The sequence below is a fragment of the Neoroseomonas alkaliterrae genome, from assembly GCF_014199195.1.
Classification (GTDB): Bacteria; Pseudomonadota; Alphaproteobacteria; order Acetobacterales; family Acetobacteraceae; genus Neoroseomonas; species Neoroseomonas alkaliterrae.
In genome coordinates, this window is record NZ_JACIJE010000001.1 from 317,318 (window position 1) to 334,499 (window position 17,182).

Sequence of the window (17,182 nt, forward strand, 5' to 3'; positions counted from 1 at the left end):
CGATTGCGCGCGCGGGGCGTGCGGGCGGGAGGCGAGGCCCCCCGCCCGGCGCCATCAGAGCCCCGCCTGCGAGACGAACTTCGTGTTCAGATAGGCCTCGATCGCCTCGGAGCCGCCCTCGGAGCCGTAGCCGCTGTCCTTCACCCCGCCGAAGGGCACTTCCGGCAGCGCGAGGCCGAGATGATTGATGGTCATCATCCCGCTCTCGACCTGCGAGGCGATGGCGTTCGCGGTCTTGGCGCTCCTGGTGAACGCATAGGCCGCGAGGCCGTAGGGCAGGCGGTTCGCCTCGGTCACGACCTCGTCGAAGTCCTTGAAGCGGGCGATCATGGCGACGGGGCCGAAGGGCTCCTCGTTCATGGCGCGGGCCTCCTTCGGCACGTCGGTCATCACCGTCGGCTCGTAGAAATAGCCCTTGTTGCCGATGCGCTTGCCGCCCGTGAGCACCTTGGCCCCCTTGGCCTGCGCGTCCTGCACCAGCGTCTCGACCCAGGGCACGCGGCGCTCATGCGCAAGCGGGCCCATGGTGGTGCCCTCCGCGAGGCCGTCGCCGACCTTCACGGCCTTGGCATGCTGGACGAACCTCTCGACGAAGCCGTCATAGAGCTTCTCCTGCACCAGGAAGCGCGTCGGGCTCACGCAGACCTGGCCGGCGTTGCGGAACTTCGCACCCGCCAGCGTCTTCGCCGCGAGATCGAGGTCCGCGTCGTCGAACACGATGGCCGGCGCATGGCCGCCGAGCTCCATCGTCACGCGCTTCATGTGCTGGCCGGCGAGGCCCGCGAGCAGCTTGCCCACCGGCGTCGAGCCGGTGAAGGTCACCTTGCGGATCACCGGATGGGCGATGAGGTATTCGCTGATCTCGGAGGGCACGCCATAGACGAGGTTCGCCACCCCCGGCGGCAGCCCGGCATCCACGAAGGCGCGGATGAGCTCGGCGGGCGAGGCCGGCGTCTCCTCCGGCGCCTTGACGATGATCGAGCAGCCCGTCGCCACCGCCCCGCAGAGCTTGCGCACCACCTGGTTGATCGGGAAGTTCCACGGCGTGAAGGCGGCGACGGGGCCGACCGGCTCCTTGATCACGAGCTGGTAGATGCCCTCCCCGCGCGCGGGGATGACGCGGCCATAGGCGCGGCGGCCTTCCTCGGCGAACCAGTCGATGATGTCGGCGGCGGCCATCACCTCCATCTTCGCCTCGGCGAGCGGCTTGCCCTGCTCGAGCGTGAGCAGCCGCGCGGTCTCCTCGGCGCGGGAGCGGAAGATGTCGGCGGCCTTGCGCATGAGCTTGTAGCGTTCGAAGGCCGGCACCTTCTTCCAGGTGGCGAAGCCCTTGTCGGCGGCGGCCAGCGCCTCGTCGAGGTCGGGCTTCTCGGCATGGGCGACGGTGCCGATCACCTCCTCGGTCGCGGGGTTCAGCACGTTGATGGTCTTGCCGGAGCGCGCGGCGCGCCACTCCCCGTTCACGTGCAGCAGGACATTCGGATAGGACATCGGCGAGTTCCTCCAGGCCGGGTGTTGGCCCACCCTAGCCCCGCGCCGCCCGCCGGGCCAGGAGGCGGGCCCCGCGGCACGGGCATGGCGGGGGCGGATCGGCCGGGGCGCCCACGCAGGCTTGATCGCCCGGCCCCGCCGCGCTTGCGCCCGCGCCGCGGCGGCGCCAGATCCGCCGTGGTGCGGCATGTCGCCGGCCGCTAGGATGCCGCGCATGAGCCGTCCCGCCCCGCAGCGCCGCCTGACCCTGCTCGTGATCGCCCTTCTCTCGGCCTGCGCCGCGGCGGATGCCGGCATGGCGGAGGAGGTTGGCTTCACGCCCTCCCCGGGCAACGCCTTCGGCGCCTATCTCGCCGGCCGCTTCGCGACCTCGCAGACGGACACGCGCACCGCCGCCGACAGCCTGCTCGCGGTGCTGCGCGCCGACCCCGACCAGCCCGAGGTCATCCAGCGCGCCTTCGTCGCGACCCTGCTCGACGGCCGGCCGGAAGCCGTGCGGCTCGCCCGGCGCGTGCCGGACAACCCGCTCGCGGCCATGCTGCTCGCCGGCACCGACGCGCAGGCCGGCCGCTGGGACCGCGCCGAGCAGCGCATCCGCGGCCTGCCGCGCCAGGGCGCCTCGCCGATCCTGCAGCCGATGCTCCTCGCCTGGACGCTGCACGGCAAGGGCCAGACCGAGCAGGCGCTGGCGCTGCTCCGCCCGCTTGCGGAAAGCGGGCGGCTGCGCACCCTCTACGCGCTGCATGCGGCGCTGATCTGCGACCTCGCCAGCCGCCAGCGGGAGGCCGAACGCTTCGCGCGCATCGCCATCGGCGGCGAGCAGCCGGTGACGCTGCGCCTTGCGCAGATCGCGGGCGGCATCCTGCACCGCGCGGGCCGGGAGGAGGAGGCGCAGCGGCTGCTCGATGCGCTCGGCCGCGGCCAGGAGGACCTGCTGGTGCCGGCAACCCCCGCCGCGCAGCGCGAGTTCTTCGCCACCCGCGCGGTCGCGGGCCCGCTCGAGGGCATGGCCGAGGCCTATCTCGCCCTGGCCGGCTCGCTGCGCCGGCAGGAGGCGGCCGAGTTCTCGCTCGCGCTGACGCGGCTCGCGCTGCGCCTGCGCCCGGGCTTCGCCCCGGCGCTGCTCATGGCCGCCGACGCGCTCGCGGATGAGCGCGAATACGCCGCCGCCATCGCCATGCTCGACCAGGTGCCGCCCGGGGATCCGCTGGCCGCGGTGGCCGGGCTGCGCCGGGCCAGCGCGCTCGACAGGCTCGACCGCACGGAGGAGGCGATCGCGCAGTTCCGCGCCATCGCCGAAGCGAATCCCCGCGCCGCCCAGCCGCATGCGCGGCTCGGCGAGATGTTCCGAATGCGCAGCCGCTGGCAGGAGGCCGCGGAGGCCTACGGCGAGGCGATCCGCCGCATCCACGAGCCGCAGGCCGCGCACTGGACGCTGTTCTACGGCCGCGGCATCGCCCATGAGCGCGCCGGCCAATGGCCCGCCGCCGAGGCCGATTTCCGCCGCGCGCTCGAGCTCCAGCCCGACCAGCCCTATGTGCTGAACTATCTCGGCTACACCTGGGTCGAGCGCGGCGAGAACCTCCAGGAAGCGCGCCGGATGCTCGAACGCGCGGTCGGGCTGCGGCCGCAGGACGGCAACATCGCCGACAGCCTGGGCTGGGCGCTGTTCAAGCTCGGCGACATCCCCGGCGCGATCCGCTGGCTCGAACGCGCCGTCGAGCTCGAGCCGCGCAACAGCGTCATCAACGACCACCTGGGCGACGCCTACTGGGCGGCGGGGCGCTTCCGCGAGGCGCAGTTCCAGTGGCGCCGCGCCCTCGCCCTGGGGCCGGAAGGGGACGAGGGGCCGAAGATCGAGGCCAAGATCCGCGACGGCCTGCCCACGCCCCCCGTGGCGGAGAACCGCCGCTGAGCGGAACCGTGCTGGAGGCCGCCCCGGCCAAGGTCAACCTGCACCTGCACGTCACCGGCCGCCGCGCGGACGGCTACCACCTGCTGGACAGCCTCGTGGTCTTCGCCGGCGCGGCGGACGCGCTCAGCGCGCGCATCGCGGAGGGGCTGAGCCTGCATCTCGAGGGGCCTGAGGCATCCGCCCTGGCCGGGGAGGCCGACAACCTCGTGCTGCGGGCGGCGCGCGCGCTGGCGGAGGCCGCCGGCGTCGTCCCGCGCGCGGCGCTGACGCTGGTCAAGCGCCTGCCGGTCGCCTCGGGCATCGGCGGCGGCAGCGCCGACGCCGCGGCGGCGCTGCGGGCGCTGAACCGCCTCTGGGGCCTGGGCTGGAGCGAGGCGCGGCTGGCCGGGCTGGCGCTCGCGCTCGGCGCCGACATCCCGGCCTGCCTCGCCTCGCGCCCCTGCGTGATGGCCGGGGTGGGCGAGGTGCTGCGCCCCGCCCCGCCCCTGCCCGGCTGCGGGCTGGTGCTCGCCAATCCGCGCATCGCGCTGCCCACTCCCGCGGTGTTCCGGGCCCGCGCCGGCGGCTTCCGCGCGGCCGCCGCCCTGCCCGAGGCGGGCTGGGCGGATGCGGCGGCGCTGGCGCGGGACCTCGCGGGCTGGGGCAACGACCTCGAGGCGGCGGCGATCGGCCTCTGCCCGGCGGTGGCGTCCGTGCTGGCGGCGCTGCGCGCGCTGCCGGGCTGCCGGCTGGCGCGCATGAGCGGCTCGGGCGCGACCTGCTTCGCCCTCTTCGATGCGCCGGAAGATGCGGCGGCGGCGACGGCGGCGCTGCCCGAGGGATGGTGGCGCTGGGGCGGGGGGCTTCACGCCGCCGGCGCCGCAGGGCTATGACGCGGCATGGCTGGGGCGTAGCCAAGCGGTAAGGCAGCGGTTTTTGGTACCGCCATTCCCAGGTTCGAATCCTGGCGCCCCAACCATCCCCGGCCCGAGGGCGGCCTCCGAGGCGCCGCGCCTCAGCCCTCCGGGCAGCCCACCACCACGCGCTGCAGCGTCCTGACGCCTTCCAGCGTCTGCATCCAGCGCGGATCGGCCTGGGGCGGGGTCAGCAGCCGCGCCGCCTCGGCGAGGTCCGCGCAGCGCTGGTCCTCCGCGCCGCAGGACACCGAGACGCCGAGCATCCGCGCATTGCCGGCATGGAAGCGCGCCACCGCATTGCCGGGGGAGTCGCGCAGCAGCCGGTCGGCCTCGGCGCGCATCAGGTCGTTGTCGGGGCAGATGCCGGCGCGCGGCGTCACGGCGCGGCGGTCGAACAGCGCCTGGAGCAGTTCCGCCCGCCAGGCGTTGCGCTCGGCCTGGGTATTGGCGCCGCCGGCCGCGAGCGCGGCCTGGCCCGCCTGCACCGCGCAATCCCGGTAGCCCGCGCGGGCCGCCTCCGGCGCCGTTGCGGCGAGGCGCCGGCAGGCGCGGGCGCGCAGCGCCTGGGCCTCGGCGCAGGGCTTGTCGGCGGCGCCCTCGCAGGCCGGGACCTGTTCGGCCACCACCGCGTCCCAGGCGCCGCGCTGGGCCGCGGCGCTCATGCGCGCGAGCGCCTGGGCGGCGGGCGGAGGGGGCGGCGCGGCCGCGCCCGGCTGGCCGCCGCCGCCCTCGCCGCCGGGGCCGCAACCGGCCAGCGCCAGCAGGGCGCAGGCGAGGATCGCTGTCGGGGCGGAGGCGCGGCGGGTCCGCGGGGCATCGTCCTGCATGGGCTCAGCCTAGAGCGGTTCGCGCCGCGCCGGAACCGTTGCGCCGGCCGCGCGCGGCACCGGCGGGCGAAGCCCGATCCCCGTCCCCGCGCGCATCAGCGCACCACTTCGAGCAGCCGGAACCCCGACAGCCCCGGCGGCAGCGCGACGGGCGCGAGCCAGGGCGGCGGCGCGCCATCGCGCAGCAGGGCGGCGAGGCTGCCCGCCGGGATCGTCTCCGAGCCCCTCGCCACGCAGGCGAGCACCAGCGCGACCTGCCGCCGCGCGGCGATGGCCCGCGCGGCCTCGGGGTCGGTCGCGGCGAAGAAGCCGAGCGTGTCCTCGATGGCCCGGCCGGCGCGGTGATGCGGCGTGGCGACCACGCGATAGGGCGTCCGCCACGCCAGTTCCGGCCCCTCGAACACGTCCGAGGCGATCAGCACCGGCGCCGGCGCCCCCGGCGCCACGCCCGGCCGCGCCGCGCCCAGCCAGCGGCCCATCGCGGTCCAGTCGCAGCGCGCCGTCGCCTCGGCGCGCACCGCCGTCGAGCCGGGGGTCTCCTGCGCGCGCAGCCCGAGGAAGGGCACGGCGAGCGCGCCGAAGAACAGCAGCGTCGCGAGGGATGCGCGCAGCGCCTCGGATCGCGGCCGGCGCGCCTGCAGCACCAGCCCCACCAGCCCCGCCGCCGCGATCGCCGCGGGCGGGGCGAGGTCCATGCCGAAGCGCCGCGCGCCGAAGGTCGCGGCCAACCCGGCGAGCAGCGGCAGGGCGAGCACCAGCGCCGCCGGCCAGCGCCCGTCCCGCCGCCAGCCGGGCAGCGCGAGCCAGAGCGCCAGCAGCCCGAGCGGCGCGCCGCCGGCGATGTAGATCGCCGCCTCCCACGGGTCGCCGGGGCCGAAGGGCGGCAGCGGCTGGTTCTCCTGGATGGTCGGGTGGAACAGCGCGAGATAGGCGGCATCGGCATTGGCCAGCGGCCCGCGCAGCGTGCCCGGGAACAGCGCCAGCAGCGCGGCGAAGGCGGCAAGGCCGGCCGCGCCGGCCAGCGCGGCGCGCATCGGCCGCGGCCGCGCCCCGGCCGCCGCCGCCACCGCGAAGACCGCGCCCGCCAGCAACGCGAGGCCGAGGTGATGCACCGACAGCCGGTCGTATTCGGCGACCAGCCAGGCGGCGGGGCGGTGCTCGGCGGCGATGCCGATGGCGCAGGCCGCCGCCAGCCCGAGGCTGCAGGCAAGCCCCCGCCGCGCTAGCGGCCGCCCGTCCTCGGCCAGCAGCGCCGCGAGGCCGAAGGCCGCCAGCGCCGGCACGGCCACGATCAGCGCCTCCGGCCCGCTCCAGGTGGCGAGGCCGAAGGCCGCGCCCGCCAGCGCGGCATCGCGCGCCCGCCCGCCCGGCATCGCCGCGCGCAGCGCCGCGCCGAGGCCGAGGGTGAGCAGGGCGATGATCAGCCCGTGATGGTCCGGCCGGCCCAGCGCGCTGTAGGTCGCCACCGCCGGCGTCCCGGCCATGACCAGCGCGGCATACCAGGGTGCCCGCCCACCCCAGGCGATGCCGGCCGCCCAGGCGGCGGCCAGGATGGCCGCGACATGCGTGAGCGGCGAGACGAGGATGCCCGACCACACCAGCGCCTCGCGCCCGGGCAGGCCGGCCAGCGCCTCGATCGCCAGCGCCGGCAGCAGCACCAGCAGGTCGAGCGGCCGGGTCCATTGGTTGACGAGCCCATCCGGCGCGGCGAGGCGCGGCGTCACGTCCTCGAACCACGGGGCGCCTTCGCGCAGTTCCAGGATGGTCAGCAGCCGGAGGTAGCTGTCGGGGTCCACCAGCCGCCCGTCGAGCAGCCCCGCATTCCACCCGGCGAGGCCGCCGAGATTCATCAGCGCCACCAGCAGCACCGCGAACAGCACCAGCGCCGGGCCGATCCGCGCGGGCGGCTCCTGGCGGGCGGGCGGCGGCGGTGCGGGCGGTGCGGCCACGGTGCTGCCGGTGTGCGCGGGGCCTCCGCGTCGCGTCAAGCCGCCCCCGGTTGCCCGCCCCGCCCCCGCGCGCCACGCTGGCCGCGCAGCAGGAAGGACGCGCCATGCCCCGCCACCAGCTCTTCGTCCGCCTCGGCGAGACGCGCTACCGCGTCGAGCGCCCCTGGGGCGAGGTGCCCCAGGGCGCGGGCGTGCCGAGCGATGTCGCCTGCGACGCGGAAGGCCGCGTCCATGTGCTGTTGCGCCAGGATCCGATGGCCGATCCCGAAGGCCCGGCGGTGGTGGTGCTCGCCCCCGACGGGCGGCGCCTCGATGCCTGGGGCGGGGCGGAGGTGGCGGACGGGCACATGCTCTCCGTCCATCCCGACGGGCGCGTCTTCGTGGTGGACCGCGACGCGCAGGAGGTCATCGTCTTCAGCCGCGACGGCAGGCGCATGGGCGGCATCGGGCGGCGCGACCATCCGGGCGAGCCCTTCAACGCGCCCTGCGATGTCGCCTTCGCGCCCGACGGCACGATCTACGTCGCCGATGGCTACGCCGCCTCGGTGGTGCACCGCTTCAGCGCCGAGGGCACGCCGCTCGGCCGCTGGGGCAGCGAGGGCAGCGGGCCGGGCCAGTTCAGCACGCCCCATTCGGTCTGGGTGCTGCCCGATGGCCGCGTCACGGTGGCCGACCGGGAGAACAACCGCGTGCAGGTCTTCACGCCCGAGGGCATGTGGCTCGCGGACTGGCGCGGCAACCACAAGCCCATGAGCGTGCACGGCGCGCCGGGCGGCGGGCTCTACGTGACCGACCAGGTGCCGCAGCTCTCGCTGCTCGGGCCGGACGGGATGATCCGCGGGCGCTGCCGCCCGGTGCTGAACGGCGCGCATGGCATGTGGCGTGCACCGGATGGCTGCATCTACCTCAGCGAGCAGAACCCGCCGAGGATCACGCGCCTCGTGCCGGTCAGGGAGTAGCGATGGGTCTGCGCATCGCGGCGGCGCTGCTGCCGCTTTTCCTGGCAGGGGCGGCGGCGGCGCAGACGCTGGCCATCGGCCTCGCGGCCGATGTCACCTCCGCCGATCCGCATTTCCACAACACCTCCTCGAACAACGCGGCCTCGCGCCATGTCTTCGAGACGCTGATCCGCCAGGATGCGCGGCAGCGCCTCGTGCCGGGGCTGGCCACCCAATGGCGCGCCGCCGGCCCGACGGAATGGGAGATCACGCTGCGCGCCGGCGTGACCTTCCACGACGGCACGCCCCTCACCGCCGAGGACGTGGCGGCGAGCATCCGGCGCGCGGGCAGCCTGCAGGGCTCGCCCTCCTCCTTCGCGCTCTACACCCGCGCCATCGCGGCCGTTGAGGCGACCGGGCCGCTCGCCCTCCGGATCACGACGCGGCATCCGCATCCGCTGCTGCCGAACGACCTCTCGCTCGTGCCCGTCATCGCCGCCCGCCACGCCAGCGCGGCGAGCGAGGCCTTCGACCGCGGCATCGCGGCCATCGGCACCGGGCCCTATCGCTTCGCGGCCTTCAGCGCCGGCCAGCGCCTGGTGCTGGAGCGCAACCCGGCGCATTGGGAAGGGCCGCAACCCTGGGCGCGGGTCGAGCAGCGCGTGATGCGCAACGGCGCCGCCCGCGTGGCCGCACTGCTCGCCGGCGACGTGGATGCGATCGAGGCGCCCGCGCCGGAGCTGCTCGACCGCCTCGCCGGGCAGGGCGGGATCGTGCTGTCGCGCAGCGCCTCGAACAAGGTGGTGTTCCTCTTTCCCGATGTCGGGCGCGATCCGACGCCCTTCGTGACCGACGCGCAGGGCCGGCCGATCCGGCCCAACCCGCTGCGCGATCCGCGCGTGCGGGAGGCGATCAGCCTCGCCATCGACCGCGCCGCCATCGTCGAGCGCGTGCTGAACGGGGAGGGCGTGCCGGCCGCGCAGGTGGTGCCGGAGGGCTTCTTCGGCGCCGATCCCGCGCTGCGCCCGGATCCGCACGACCCCGCGCGCGCCCGGCGGCTGCTCGCCGAGGCGGGCTTCCCGGACGGCTTCGTGCTGACCCTGCACGGGCCGAATGACCGCTTCCTGCGCGACGCCGCCGTGCTGCAGGCGATCGGGGCGATGCTCGAGCGCGTGGGCATCCGCGCCCGCGTCGAGACCCTGCCCTGGGCCGCCTATGCCGCGCGCAGCCAGCGGCCGGAGTTCAGCCTGATGCTGGTGGGCTGGGGCGCGGGGACGGGGGAGGCCTCCTCGCCGCTGCGCGGCCTGCTCGCCACGCGCGATGCGGCGACGGGGCTCGGCGCCTCCAACCGCGGGGGCTGGTCGGATGCGCGCTTCGACGCGCTGCTGGCCGAGGCGCTGCGCACCGCCGCCGACGCCCCGCGCGAGGCGCTGCTGCGCCTGGCCTCGGCGCGCGCGATGGGCGAACGCGCGCTGATCCCGCTGCATTTCGAGGCCGCGACCTGGGCGCACCGCAGCGGCATCGCGCACCGGCCGCGCCTCGACCAGTACACCCAGGCGATGGATTTCGCGCCGCGCTGACGGTCCGGTCGTCCCCCGCCGGCCTCGCGCTCCCGCGCGATGCCGGCGCGTGAAGGGTCGAAGCGTCCGCCCGCCGGGATCAGGCCTCGGCGCCGTGGACGGTCACCCAGGTGTCGAGCAGCATCTCCCGCCGCCGCGCGAAGAGCGCGCCCCAGCGGGCGCGCTGCGCCTGGTTCGCGCCGGCCGCCGCGGCGTTCCAGAAGCGGCTCTGCTCCCAGGCTGCGAGCGAGGGATACCAGGTCATCAGCAGCACATGGGCCGGCGCGGCCTCGGCGCGGTCCTGCCAGAGGCCGAGCGGCTCGCTGCCGGTGTCGCCCTCGAAGCCTTGCCAGGCCTCCGTCGTGATGGCGACCATCTCGCCGACCCGCTCGGCGGGCAGGAGGAACCAGCGATGCGTGACGATCCCGCCCCGCGCGGGGTCGGGCGGGGTCTCGCCGCGGGCGAGGATGCGAAGCACGCGCAGGCGCAGCGCCGCGACATCCGGATCGGCACGTTCCGGCGCCGGCGGCGGCTCGCCCGGCCACAGCGAGGCGCGCGTGACGAGGTTCATGGAGGCGCCGATCTGCGCGCGCCAGAGGCCGAACAGGCGGCCGCCGGGAACCGCGCGCAGCCGCGCCTGCAGGGCGGCGGCGCGGCCCGGCCGGGCGGTGAACTCCTCGAAGCGAAGCAGCATGGGCTCGGCCCTCCGGATGGCGGCATGGCGCGGGTGCGGCGCCCGCCGATGCCGCGCCGGGCGCCGCGGCAATCCGCGGGCGGCGGCGATGCCCGCCCCTGCTTCACCCTCTGCGGACAAGGGATCGACCTTTGTCCGCAGGGTATCTGGTTCCGCGCGCGGCCGCCCCGCCAGCCCTGCCGGTATCAGTTCACGGTGATGCGGGCCTCACGCACCACGCGCGCCCATTTCTCGGATTCCGCGCGCAGATAGGCGGCCAGTTCCTCGGGCGAGGATGCGACGCCCTCCGCCCCCGCCGCCGCCAGCCGGTCGCGCACCGCCTGCTGCGCCAGCGCGTCGCGGATCGCCGCGTTCAGCCGCGCGATGGCCGGCGCCGGCGTTCCCGCGGGCGCCATCACGGCGCCCCAGGAGGTCGCCTGCGCCTCGGGCAGGCCGATCTCGGCCATGGTCGGCACATCGGGCAGCAGCGCGGAGCGGCGCGCGCCCGTGACCGCCAGCGCGCGCACGCGGCCCGCCTGGATCTGGCCGATGGCCGAGGGAATCTGGTCGAGCATCACCTGCACATTGCCCGCCACCACGTCATTCAGCGCCGGCGCGCTGCCGCGATAGGGCACATGCGTGATGTCCACCCGTGCGGCGAGCTTGAACAGCTCGGGCACCGTATGCGTGGACGAGCCCGCGCCCGCCGAGCCGTAGGAGAGCCGCCCCGGCTGCCCGCGCACCAGGGCCAGGAACTCCTGCGCCGTCCGCGCCGGCACCTGCGGGTTCACGATCAGCACATGGTCCGTGGTGAAGGCCATCGAGACGGGCGCGAGGTCGCGCAGCGGGTCGAAGCCGAGCGTGCTGTAGAGATGCGGGTTGACCGTCAGCGTGCCGGTCGTGCCCATCAGGATGGTGTGGCCGTCGGCCGGGCTGCGCACGACGTTCTCGACGCCGATATTGCCGCCCGCGCCGGTGCGGTTCTCCACCACCACGGGCTGGCCCAGCGTCTCCTGCATGCGTTCGCCCAGCACGCGGGCGACGACATCCGTCGCCCCGCCCGCCGGGAAGGGCACGACGAAGCGGATGGCGCGCGTCGGCGCCCAGGCCTGCGCCCGCGCGGCGGCGGGGGCGAGCAACGTGGCGGCGATCAGCGCGCGGCGTGTGGCGTTCATGGCTTGTCCTCCCGGTATCGTTGTCGTTCAGCAGAAGGCGTGGCGGGCCTTGACCTCGCGCAGCACATGCTCGGGGTCCTGCGCCCACCAGTGGCTCGACAGGATCTCGACCTCGACGCCGCCGGTCCAGCCCGAGGCTTCCGCCATGGCGCGGATGGCGGGGATGTCGATCACGCCCTCGCCCGGAAGGCCGCGGTCGAGCACGAGATCGGCGGTCGGCACCTTCCAGTCGCAGACATGGAAGGCGGCGATGCGCCCCTTCGCGCGCGCCATCTGCCGCGCGAGGTCGGGGTCCCACCAGACGTGATAGACATCGACCGCGACGCCCGTGCCAGCGCCGAGTTCGTCGCAGAGGTCGAGCGCCTGGCCGAGCGTGGACAGCACCGAGCGGTCCGCGCAGGTCATCGGGTGCAGCGGTTCGAGCGCAAGCGTCACGCCCGCCGCGCGCGCCTCGGGCAGGATGGCGTGCAGGCCCTCGCGGACGATCTCGCGCGCGGCGGGCAGGTCCTTGCTGCCCTGGGGCAGGCCACCGCAGACCATCACGAGGCAGTCGGCGCCGATGGCGTGGGCTTCCTCGATGGCGCGGCGGTTGTCCTCGATGGCGGCGGCGCGATCGCCCAGTGTGAACATGCCGCCGCGGCACAGGCCGGTGACGCGCAGCCCGGCATCGCGGATGTGCTTCGCCGCGGCCTGCGTGCCCATCGCCTGCAGCACGTCGCGCCAGGGCGCGATGCCGGGGATGCCGTGGCGCGCGCAGGCCTCGATGCATTGCGCGAGGCTCAGCGCCTTCACCGTGATGGTGTTGAGGCTGAGCGGGCCGGGGGGCTTCATGCGCGGCTGTCCGCGAGAGGGGCTTTGCCCCCCTCGCACTCCCCCCACCAAAGGCCGAAAGGCCTTTGGAAGCCGATACCCGCGCGCGCCCGGCGGCAGCGTGGGAGGGGGCGACGCACCCTCACGACGCCACCCCGTGCAAGGCAAGAAGCGTCTTCATCCGCGCCACCGCCATCTCGGGGTCGCGCAACAGCCCCGCCCTGTCGGCGAGGCGGAAGAGTTCGGAAAAATGCTGGATGCTGCGCGTGGATTGCTGGCCGCCGACCATCACGAAATGGTCCTGGTGGCCGTTCAGCCAGGCCATGAAGACCACGCCCGTCTTGTAGAAGCGCGTGGGGGCGCGGAAGATGTGGCGCGACAGCGGGACCGTCGGCGCCAGGATGTCGTGGAAGGTGGACAGGTCGTTGCGCGACAGCGCCGCCAGCGCCCCGCCCACCGCCGGCGCGATCGGGTCGAAGATGCCGAGCAGCGCGTCGCTGTAGCCCTGCTCGTCGCCGGCGATGAGCTCGGCGTAGTTGAAGTCGTCCCCGGTGTACATGCGCACGCCGCGCGGCAGGCGGCGGCGCATCGCGATCTCCTTGTCCTTGTCGAGCAGCGAGATCTTTACGCCATCCACCTTGTCCGCATGGGCATGGATCACGGCAAGCGCCGTCTCCATCGCCGCCATGTGGTCGTGGTTGCCCCAGTAGCCTTCCAGCGCGGGGTCGAACATCTCGCCGAGCCAGTGGATGATGACCGGCTGCTTCACCTGCGACAGGATGCGGCCATAGACGCGCTCGTAGTCCGCGGGCCCGCGCGCGGCCCTGGCCAGCGCGCGCGAGGCCATGAGGATGATGCGCCCGCCCATGGCCTCGATGGCCTCGCACTGTTCCTCATAGGCGCGGATCACGTCGTCCACGGTCACGTCCGGGCCGGGGGCGAGATGGTCGGTGCCGGCGCCGCTCGCCATCACCGCGCCCGGCACCTCCTTCATCGCATCGAGCGAGCGGCGGATCAGTTCCTGCGCGCCCGTCCAGTCGAGGCCCATGCCGCGCTGCGCGGTGTCCATCGCCTCCGCCACGCCGAGGCCGAGCGACCAGAGGTAGCGCCGGTAGGCGATGGTGCGGTCCCAGTCGATCTTCACGTCGAGCCAGGGATCCTGCTCGGCGAGAGGATCGGCCACGACATGCGCGGCGGCGAGTGCCACGCGCGGGAAGGGTGGTGTCGCCTTCGGGAAGTCGCGCGGCGCGGAGGTTGCGAAGGCCTCGATGCGATCGCCGTTCGGCAGGTTGATCGTCGGCATCTTCAGACCTCCAGCCTCGGCAGGTCGATCCAGCGGCGCTCGGCCCAGGATTTCAGGCCCGCTTCCGCGAGCTGCACGCCCTTCGCACCCGCCAGCAGGTTCCACGGATAGTCGGGGCGCTCGCCCGCGACATGCTTGAGGAACTCCTCCCACTGCACCCGGAAGCCGTTGGGGTAGTCCTGCGTGGTCGGCACTTCCTGCCAGCCGGCGAAGAAGTCGATGGTCTGCGGCTGGTCGGGGTTCCACACCGGCTTGGGCGTGGCGACGCGGCTCTGCGTCCAGCACTTGTGCAGGCCGCAGATGGCGGAGCCGTGCGTGCCGTCCACCTGGAAGGTGACGAGATCATCGCGCCGCACCCGCGTGACCCAGGAGGAGTTGATGTGCGCGACGATCCCGCCTTCGAGCTGGAAGGTCGCATAGGCGGCGTCGTCGGCATCCGCCTTGTAGGGCTTGCCGTCCTCGCCGATGCGCTCGGGGATGTGCACGGCGCCGAGGCAGGAGACCGCCTCCACATTGCCGAACAGGTTGTCCAGCACGTAGCGCCAGTGGCAGAGCATGTCGAGGATGATGCCCCCGCCCTCGGCCTTCTTGTAGTTCCAGGAGGGGCGCTGCGCCGGCTGCAGGTCGCCCTCGAAGACCCAGTAGCCGAACTCGCCCTTCACCGAGCAGATGCGCCCGAGGAAGCCGGAATCGATCACCATCTTCAGCTTGCGCAGGCCGGGCAGGAACAGCTTGTCCTGCACCACGCCGTTCTTGATGCCCTTCTCCTTCGCCAGCCGCGCGACATCGAGCGCATCGGCCAGGGTGTCGGCGGTCGGCTTCTCGCAATAGACATGCTTGCCCGCGGCGATCGCCTTGCGCAGCAGCCCCGCGCGCATCTGGGTGGTGGCGGCGTCGAAGAAGATCTCGTCCTTCGGGTCGGCCAGGCAGGCATCGAGGTCGGTGCTGACGCGGCTGATGCCGTGCGCGCGCGCCAGCGCCTCCAGCTTCGCGCGGTTGCGCCCGACGATCACCGGATCGGGCATCAGCGTGTCGCCGTTCGCGAGCCGCACGCCGCCATCGGCGCGGATCGCGGCGATGGAGCGGATCAGGTGCTGGTTCATCCCCATCCGGCCGGTGACGCCGTTCATGATGAGGCCGATGCGGCGTTCCGCCATGTGCGAGGATCCCTTACGAAAGCCAGCGATGGAGATTGGCGGCGACGAAGCCGTCATCCGTCAGCAGCGGGTAGCGTTGCGCGACGGCGGTCAGCAGTTCCGCCTGCCCGGGCGAGAGCGTCTCATGCTCGTCGAGGCACCAGATGCCTTCCAGCAGCCCCTGGCGGCGCAGCACCTCGTGGCAGCCGGCGATCACGCCATGGAAGGCGTTCGCCACGTCGAAGACCGCGGCGTTCATCTCCGTGACCGCGGCATCGAGGGCGAGCAGCTCCGCCGGGATGGCGCCCCGCACGGCGGCGCAGCGCGCCTGCAGCTCCACCGCCGCGCGCGTCCAGACCGACCAGTGCCCGAGCAGCCCGCCCACGATGCGCAGCGTCGTCGGCACGCCCCGGTGCACCAGCGTGAAGGGCGTGAGCAGATCGGCCACGATGTGGTCGTCATTGCCCGTGTAGAGCGCGATGCGGTCCTGCGCCCCCGCCTCCAGCACGCCGCGCAGCACGTCGAGCGTCGCGTAGCGGTTGAAGGGCGCGATCTTGATCGCGACGACGTTGCCGATGGCGGCGAAACGGCGCCAGAAGGCGGCCGAGAGCGGCACCCCACCCACTGCGGGCTGGAGGTAGAAGCCGAACAGTGGCATCTCGGCCGCCACCGCCTCGCAATGCGCGATCATCTCGTCCTCGGTCGCACCCTTCCAGGCGGCGAGGGAGAGCAGCACGGCATGGTAGCCGAGCCCGCGCGCGATCCGCGCCTCGGCCACCGCCTGCGCCGTGCGGCCGATGGCGCCGGCGACCAGGATCGGCGCCGCGGCGTGTTCGGCCGCCGCTTCGGCGGCGATGCGCAGCACCGGCTCGAAGAGGCCGCGCTCGCGGATGGCGAATTGCGTGGTGTGGACGCCGACCGCGAGGCCGCCCGCCCCGGCATCTAGGTAGTAACGCGAGAGCGCCTTCTGCCGCCGCGCATCGAGAGCGCGGGACGCGTCGAGCGCCAGCGGATGGGCCGGGATGACGCAGCCCGCCGCCAGACGCGCGGCCACAGCCGGCGGCAAATCCTCTCGCCTGAGACCCACGCGTTTCCCCCCGGAACACGGTAACCGCTTGGTTACTACGCGCCGCGCGGGCACGGGTCAAGGGCGGCCCATCAACGCCGAAAGCCCCGCGCGGGGCAGCGCGGGGCTCTCGTTGCGGGGCGGAGGCGGGAGGGGCCGGGCCCCTCCGCCACGGTCAGCGGCGCAGGCCGAGCCGGCCGATCAGCGTCTCGTAGCGCTTCTGGTCCTTGCGCTTGAGGTAGTCGAGCAGGCCGCGGCGCTGGCCGACCAGCACAAGCAGGCCGCGGCGCGAATGGAAGTCCTTCGCGTGGGTCTTGAGGTGCTCGGTCAGGTTCGCGATGCGTTCGGAGAGGATGGCGACCTGCACTTCCGGGCTGCCGGTGTCGCCCGGCTTGGTCGCGTAGTCCTTGATCAGCGCCTGGCGGCGCTCCGCGGTGATCGACATCGTGCGTATTCCTTGCGTGAGGAGGTTCAGGAACCGCCCTGGCCCAGCCACCGCTCCGGCTTCAGCAAGCCGTCCTCGAAGCGGGCGAGGCCCATCAGGCGCCCCCCCGCCATCGCCCTGGCCAGGCCCCCGTCGGGGTTGGCCTCGCGCGGAACCCGGCCCATCAATTCGACCAGCGGGATGGGCTGGCCGAAGGACAGGCGGGCGGCCTCGGCCTCGGTGAGGGCCAGCGCCGGGATGTCGGCCAGCGCGGTCGTCACCGGAAGCAGCAGGTCCGGGGAAGGGGGCGGGGTATCGCCGGAAACCGCGATCCTGTCCAGCGGAACCGCATCCTTCTCGAGGAAGGGTCCGACCCGCAGCCGGCGCAGGGCTGCGATATGGCCGAGGCTGCCGCAGGCGCGGGCGATGTCCCGCGCGAGCGAGCGCATGTAGACGCCCTTGCCGCTCTCCACGAAGAACACCGCAGTGTCGGCGTCGGGGCGCTCGATCAGCTCGAAGCGGTCCACCCGCGCCGGGCGCGGGGCGAGTTCCACCTGCTCGCCCGCGCGGGCGAGGTCGTAGGCCCGCTCCCCCGCCACCTTGATGGCCGAGAATACGGGCGGCACCTGCATGATGTCGCCGATGAAGGCGGGCAGGGCGGCGCGGATCTGCGCATCGGTCGGGCGTGCGTCGCTGGTGGCGACGACCTTGCCGTCGGCGTCGTCGGAATCCCGCGCCTCGCCGAAGCGCAGCGTGAAGCGGTACTGCTTCGTGCCGTCCATGACATAGGGCACGGTCTTGGTCGCCGCGCCGAAGGCGATCGGCAGAACCCCCGTGGCGAGCGGGTCGAGCGTGCCGCCATGGCCGCATTTCTGCGCCTGGAAGGCCCGCTTGCAGAGGGTCACGACATCGGTCGAGCCGATCCCCGTGGGCTTGTCGATGATCAGCCAGCCGTCGATCGGCCGGCCTTTGGGCTTGCGGTGGCGGTGATGGGCCATGTGATGATCCGCGATGGTGTCA

At 74.1% G+C, this 17,182-nt stretch carries 15 protein-coding genes and 1 tRNA gene; 5 read left to right on the forward strand and 11 right to left on the reverse strand.

Features of this window, described 5'->3' with window-relative positions; all coding sequences use genetic code 11:
* Window positions 1–54: 54 nt before the first annotated feature.
* The gene (locus tag FHS88_RS01525; RefSeq protein WP_184480596.1) at window positions 55–1,491 is read right to left on the reverse strand and encodes an NAD-dependent succinate-semialdehyde dehydrogenase; all 1,437 of its coding nucleotides are present in this window, start codon (window positions 1,489–1,491) and stop codon (window positions 55–57) included.
* A gap of 214 nt (window positions 1,492–1,705) precedes the next feature.
* Between FHS88_RS01525 and FHS88_RS01530 the strand changes: the two genes are divergently transcribed.
* The 3 genes from FHS88_RS01530 to FHS88_RS01540 all read left to right on the forward strand — a co-directional run bounded on the left by FHS88_RS01530 (window position 1,706) and on the right by FHS88_RS01540 (window position 4,364).
* Entirely contained in the window at window positions 1,706–3,406 is a 1,701-nt protein-coding gene (locus FHS88_RS01530; RefSeq protein ID WP_184480598.1) for a tetratricopeptide repeat protein, read from the forward strand.
* 8 nt (window positions 3,407–3,414) lie between these two features.
* A complete protein-coding gene (locus FHS88_RS01535; protein WP_338146335.1) occupies window positions 3,415–4,278 on the forward strand; it encodes a 4-(cytidine 5'-diphospho)-2-C-methyl-D-erythritol kinase in 864 nt (287 codons plus the stop codon).
* An 11-nt stretch (window positions 4,279–4,289) separates the two neighbouring features.
* A tRNA-Gln gene (locus FHS88_RS01540) sits at window positions 4,290–4,364 on the forward strand.
* Window positions 4,365–4,400: 36 nt separating this feature from the next.
* Here the strand turns inward: FHS88_RS01540 and FHS88_RS01545 are convergent.
* Window positions 4,401–5,129: a hypothetical protein gene (locus tag FHS88_RS01545; protein ID WP_184480600.1), complete on the reverse strand. Its 729-nt coding sequence runs from the start codon at window positions 5,127–5,129 to the stop codon at window positions 4,401–4,403.
* Between the two features lie 95 nt (window positions 5,130–5,224).
* Window positions 5,225–7,117 (reverse strand): hypothetical protein, encoded by a 1,893-nt coding sequence (locus FHS88_RS01550; protein ID WP_184480602.1) that lies wholly within the window; start codon window positions 7,115–7,117, stop codon window positions 5,225–5,227.
* 65 nt (window positions 7,118–7,182) lie between these two features.
* Between FHS88_RS01550 and FHS88_RS01555 the strand changes: the two genes are divergently transcribed.
* Window positions 7,183–8,037: an NHL repeat-containing protein gene (locus tag FHS88_RS01555; protein WP_184480604.1), complete on the forward strand. Its 855-nt coding sequence runs from the start codon at window positions 7,183–7,185 to the stop codon at window positions 8,035–8,037.
* A 2-nt stretch (window positions 8,038–8,039) separates the two neighbouring features.
* The gene (locus FHS88_RS01560) at window positions 8,040–9,596 is read left to right on the forward strand and encodes an ABC transporter substrate-binding protein (protein ID WP_184480606.1); all 1,557 of its coding nucleotides are present in this window, start codon (window positions 8,040–8,042) and stop codon (window positions 9,594–9,596) included.
* 79 nt (window positions 9,597–9,675) lie between these two features.
* Here FHS88_RS01560 and FHS88_RS01565 read toward each other — a convergent pair whose 3' ends face one another.
* The 8 genes from FHS88_RS01565 to truB all read right to left on the reverse strand — a co-directional run bounded on the left by FHS88_RS01565 (window position 9,676) and on the right by truB (window position 17,160).
* Window positions 9,676–10,269 (reverse strand): hypothetical protein, encoded by a 594-nt coding sequence (locus tag FHS88_RS01565; protein ID WP_184480608.1) that lies wholly within the window; start codon window positions 10,267–10,269, stop codon window positions 9,676–9,678.
* Window positions 10,270–10,454: 185 nt separating this feature from the next.
* Window positions 10,455–11,423 carry a Bug family tripartite tricarboxylate transporter substrate binding protein gene (locus FHS88_RS01570; protein WP_184480610.1) on the reverse strand — a complete coding sequence of 323 codons (969 nt, stop codon included), beginning with the start codon at window positions 11,421–11,423 and terminating at the stop codon, window positions 10,455–10,457.
* A 27-nt stretch (window positions 11,424–11,450) separates the two neighbouring features.
* Window positions 11,451–12,254, reverse strand: coding sequence for a sugar phosphate isomerase/epimerase family protein (locus FHS88_RS01575; RefSeq protein ID WP_184480612.1), 804 nt, complete (start codon window positions 12,252–12,254; stop codon window positions 11,451–11,453).
* A gap of 121 nt (window positions 12,255–12,375) precedes the next feature.
* Entirely contained in the window at window positions 12,376–13,536 is a 1,161-nt protein-coding gene (locus tag FHS88_RS01580) for a dihydrodipicolinate synthase family protein (protein WP_184480614.1), read from the reverse strand.
* Between the two features lie 2 nt (window positions 13,537–13,538).
* The gene (locus tag FHS88_RS01585; RefSeq protein ID WP_184480616.1) at window positions 13,539–14,693 is read right to left on the reverse strand and encodes a Gfo/Idh/MocA family protein; all 1,155 of its coding nucleotides are present in this window, start codon (window positions 14,691–14,693) and stop codon (window positions 13,539–13,541) included.
* A gap of 13 nt (window positions 14,694–14,706) precedes the next feature.
* A complete protein-coding gene (locus FHS88_RS01590) occupies window positions 14,707–15,726 on the reverse strand; it encodes a dihydrodipicolinate synthase family protein (RefSeq protein WP_338146337.1) in 1,020 nt (339 codons plus the stop codon).
* A gap of 187 nt (window positions 15,727–15,913) precedes the next feature.
* The gene (gene rpsO / locus FHS88_RS01595; protein ID WP_184480620.1) at window positions 15,914–16,183 is read right to left on the reverse strand and encodes a 30S ribosomal protein S15; all 270 of its coding nucleotides are present in this window, start codon (window positions 16,181–16,183) and stop codon (window positions 15,914–15,916) included.
* A 26-nt stretch (window positions 16,184–16,209) separates the two neighbouring features.
* Window positions 16,210–17,160: a tRNA pseudouridine(55) synthase TruB gene (gene truB / locus FHS88_RS01600; protein ID WP_184480622.1), complete on the reverse strand. Its 951-nt coding sequence runs from the start codon at window positions 17,158–17,160 to the stop codon at window positions 16,210–16,212.
* Window positions 17,161–17,182: the final 22 nt, after the last annotated feature.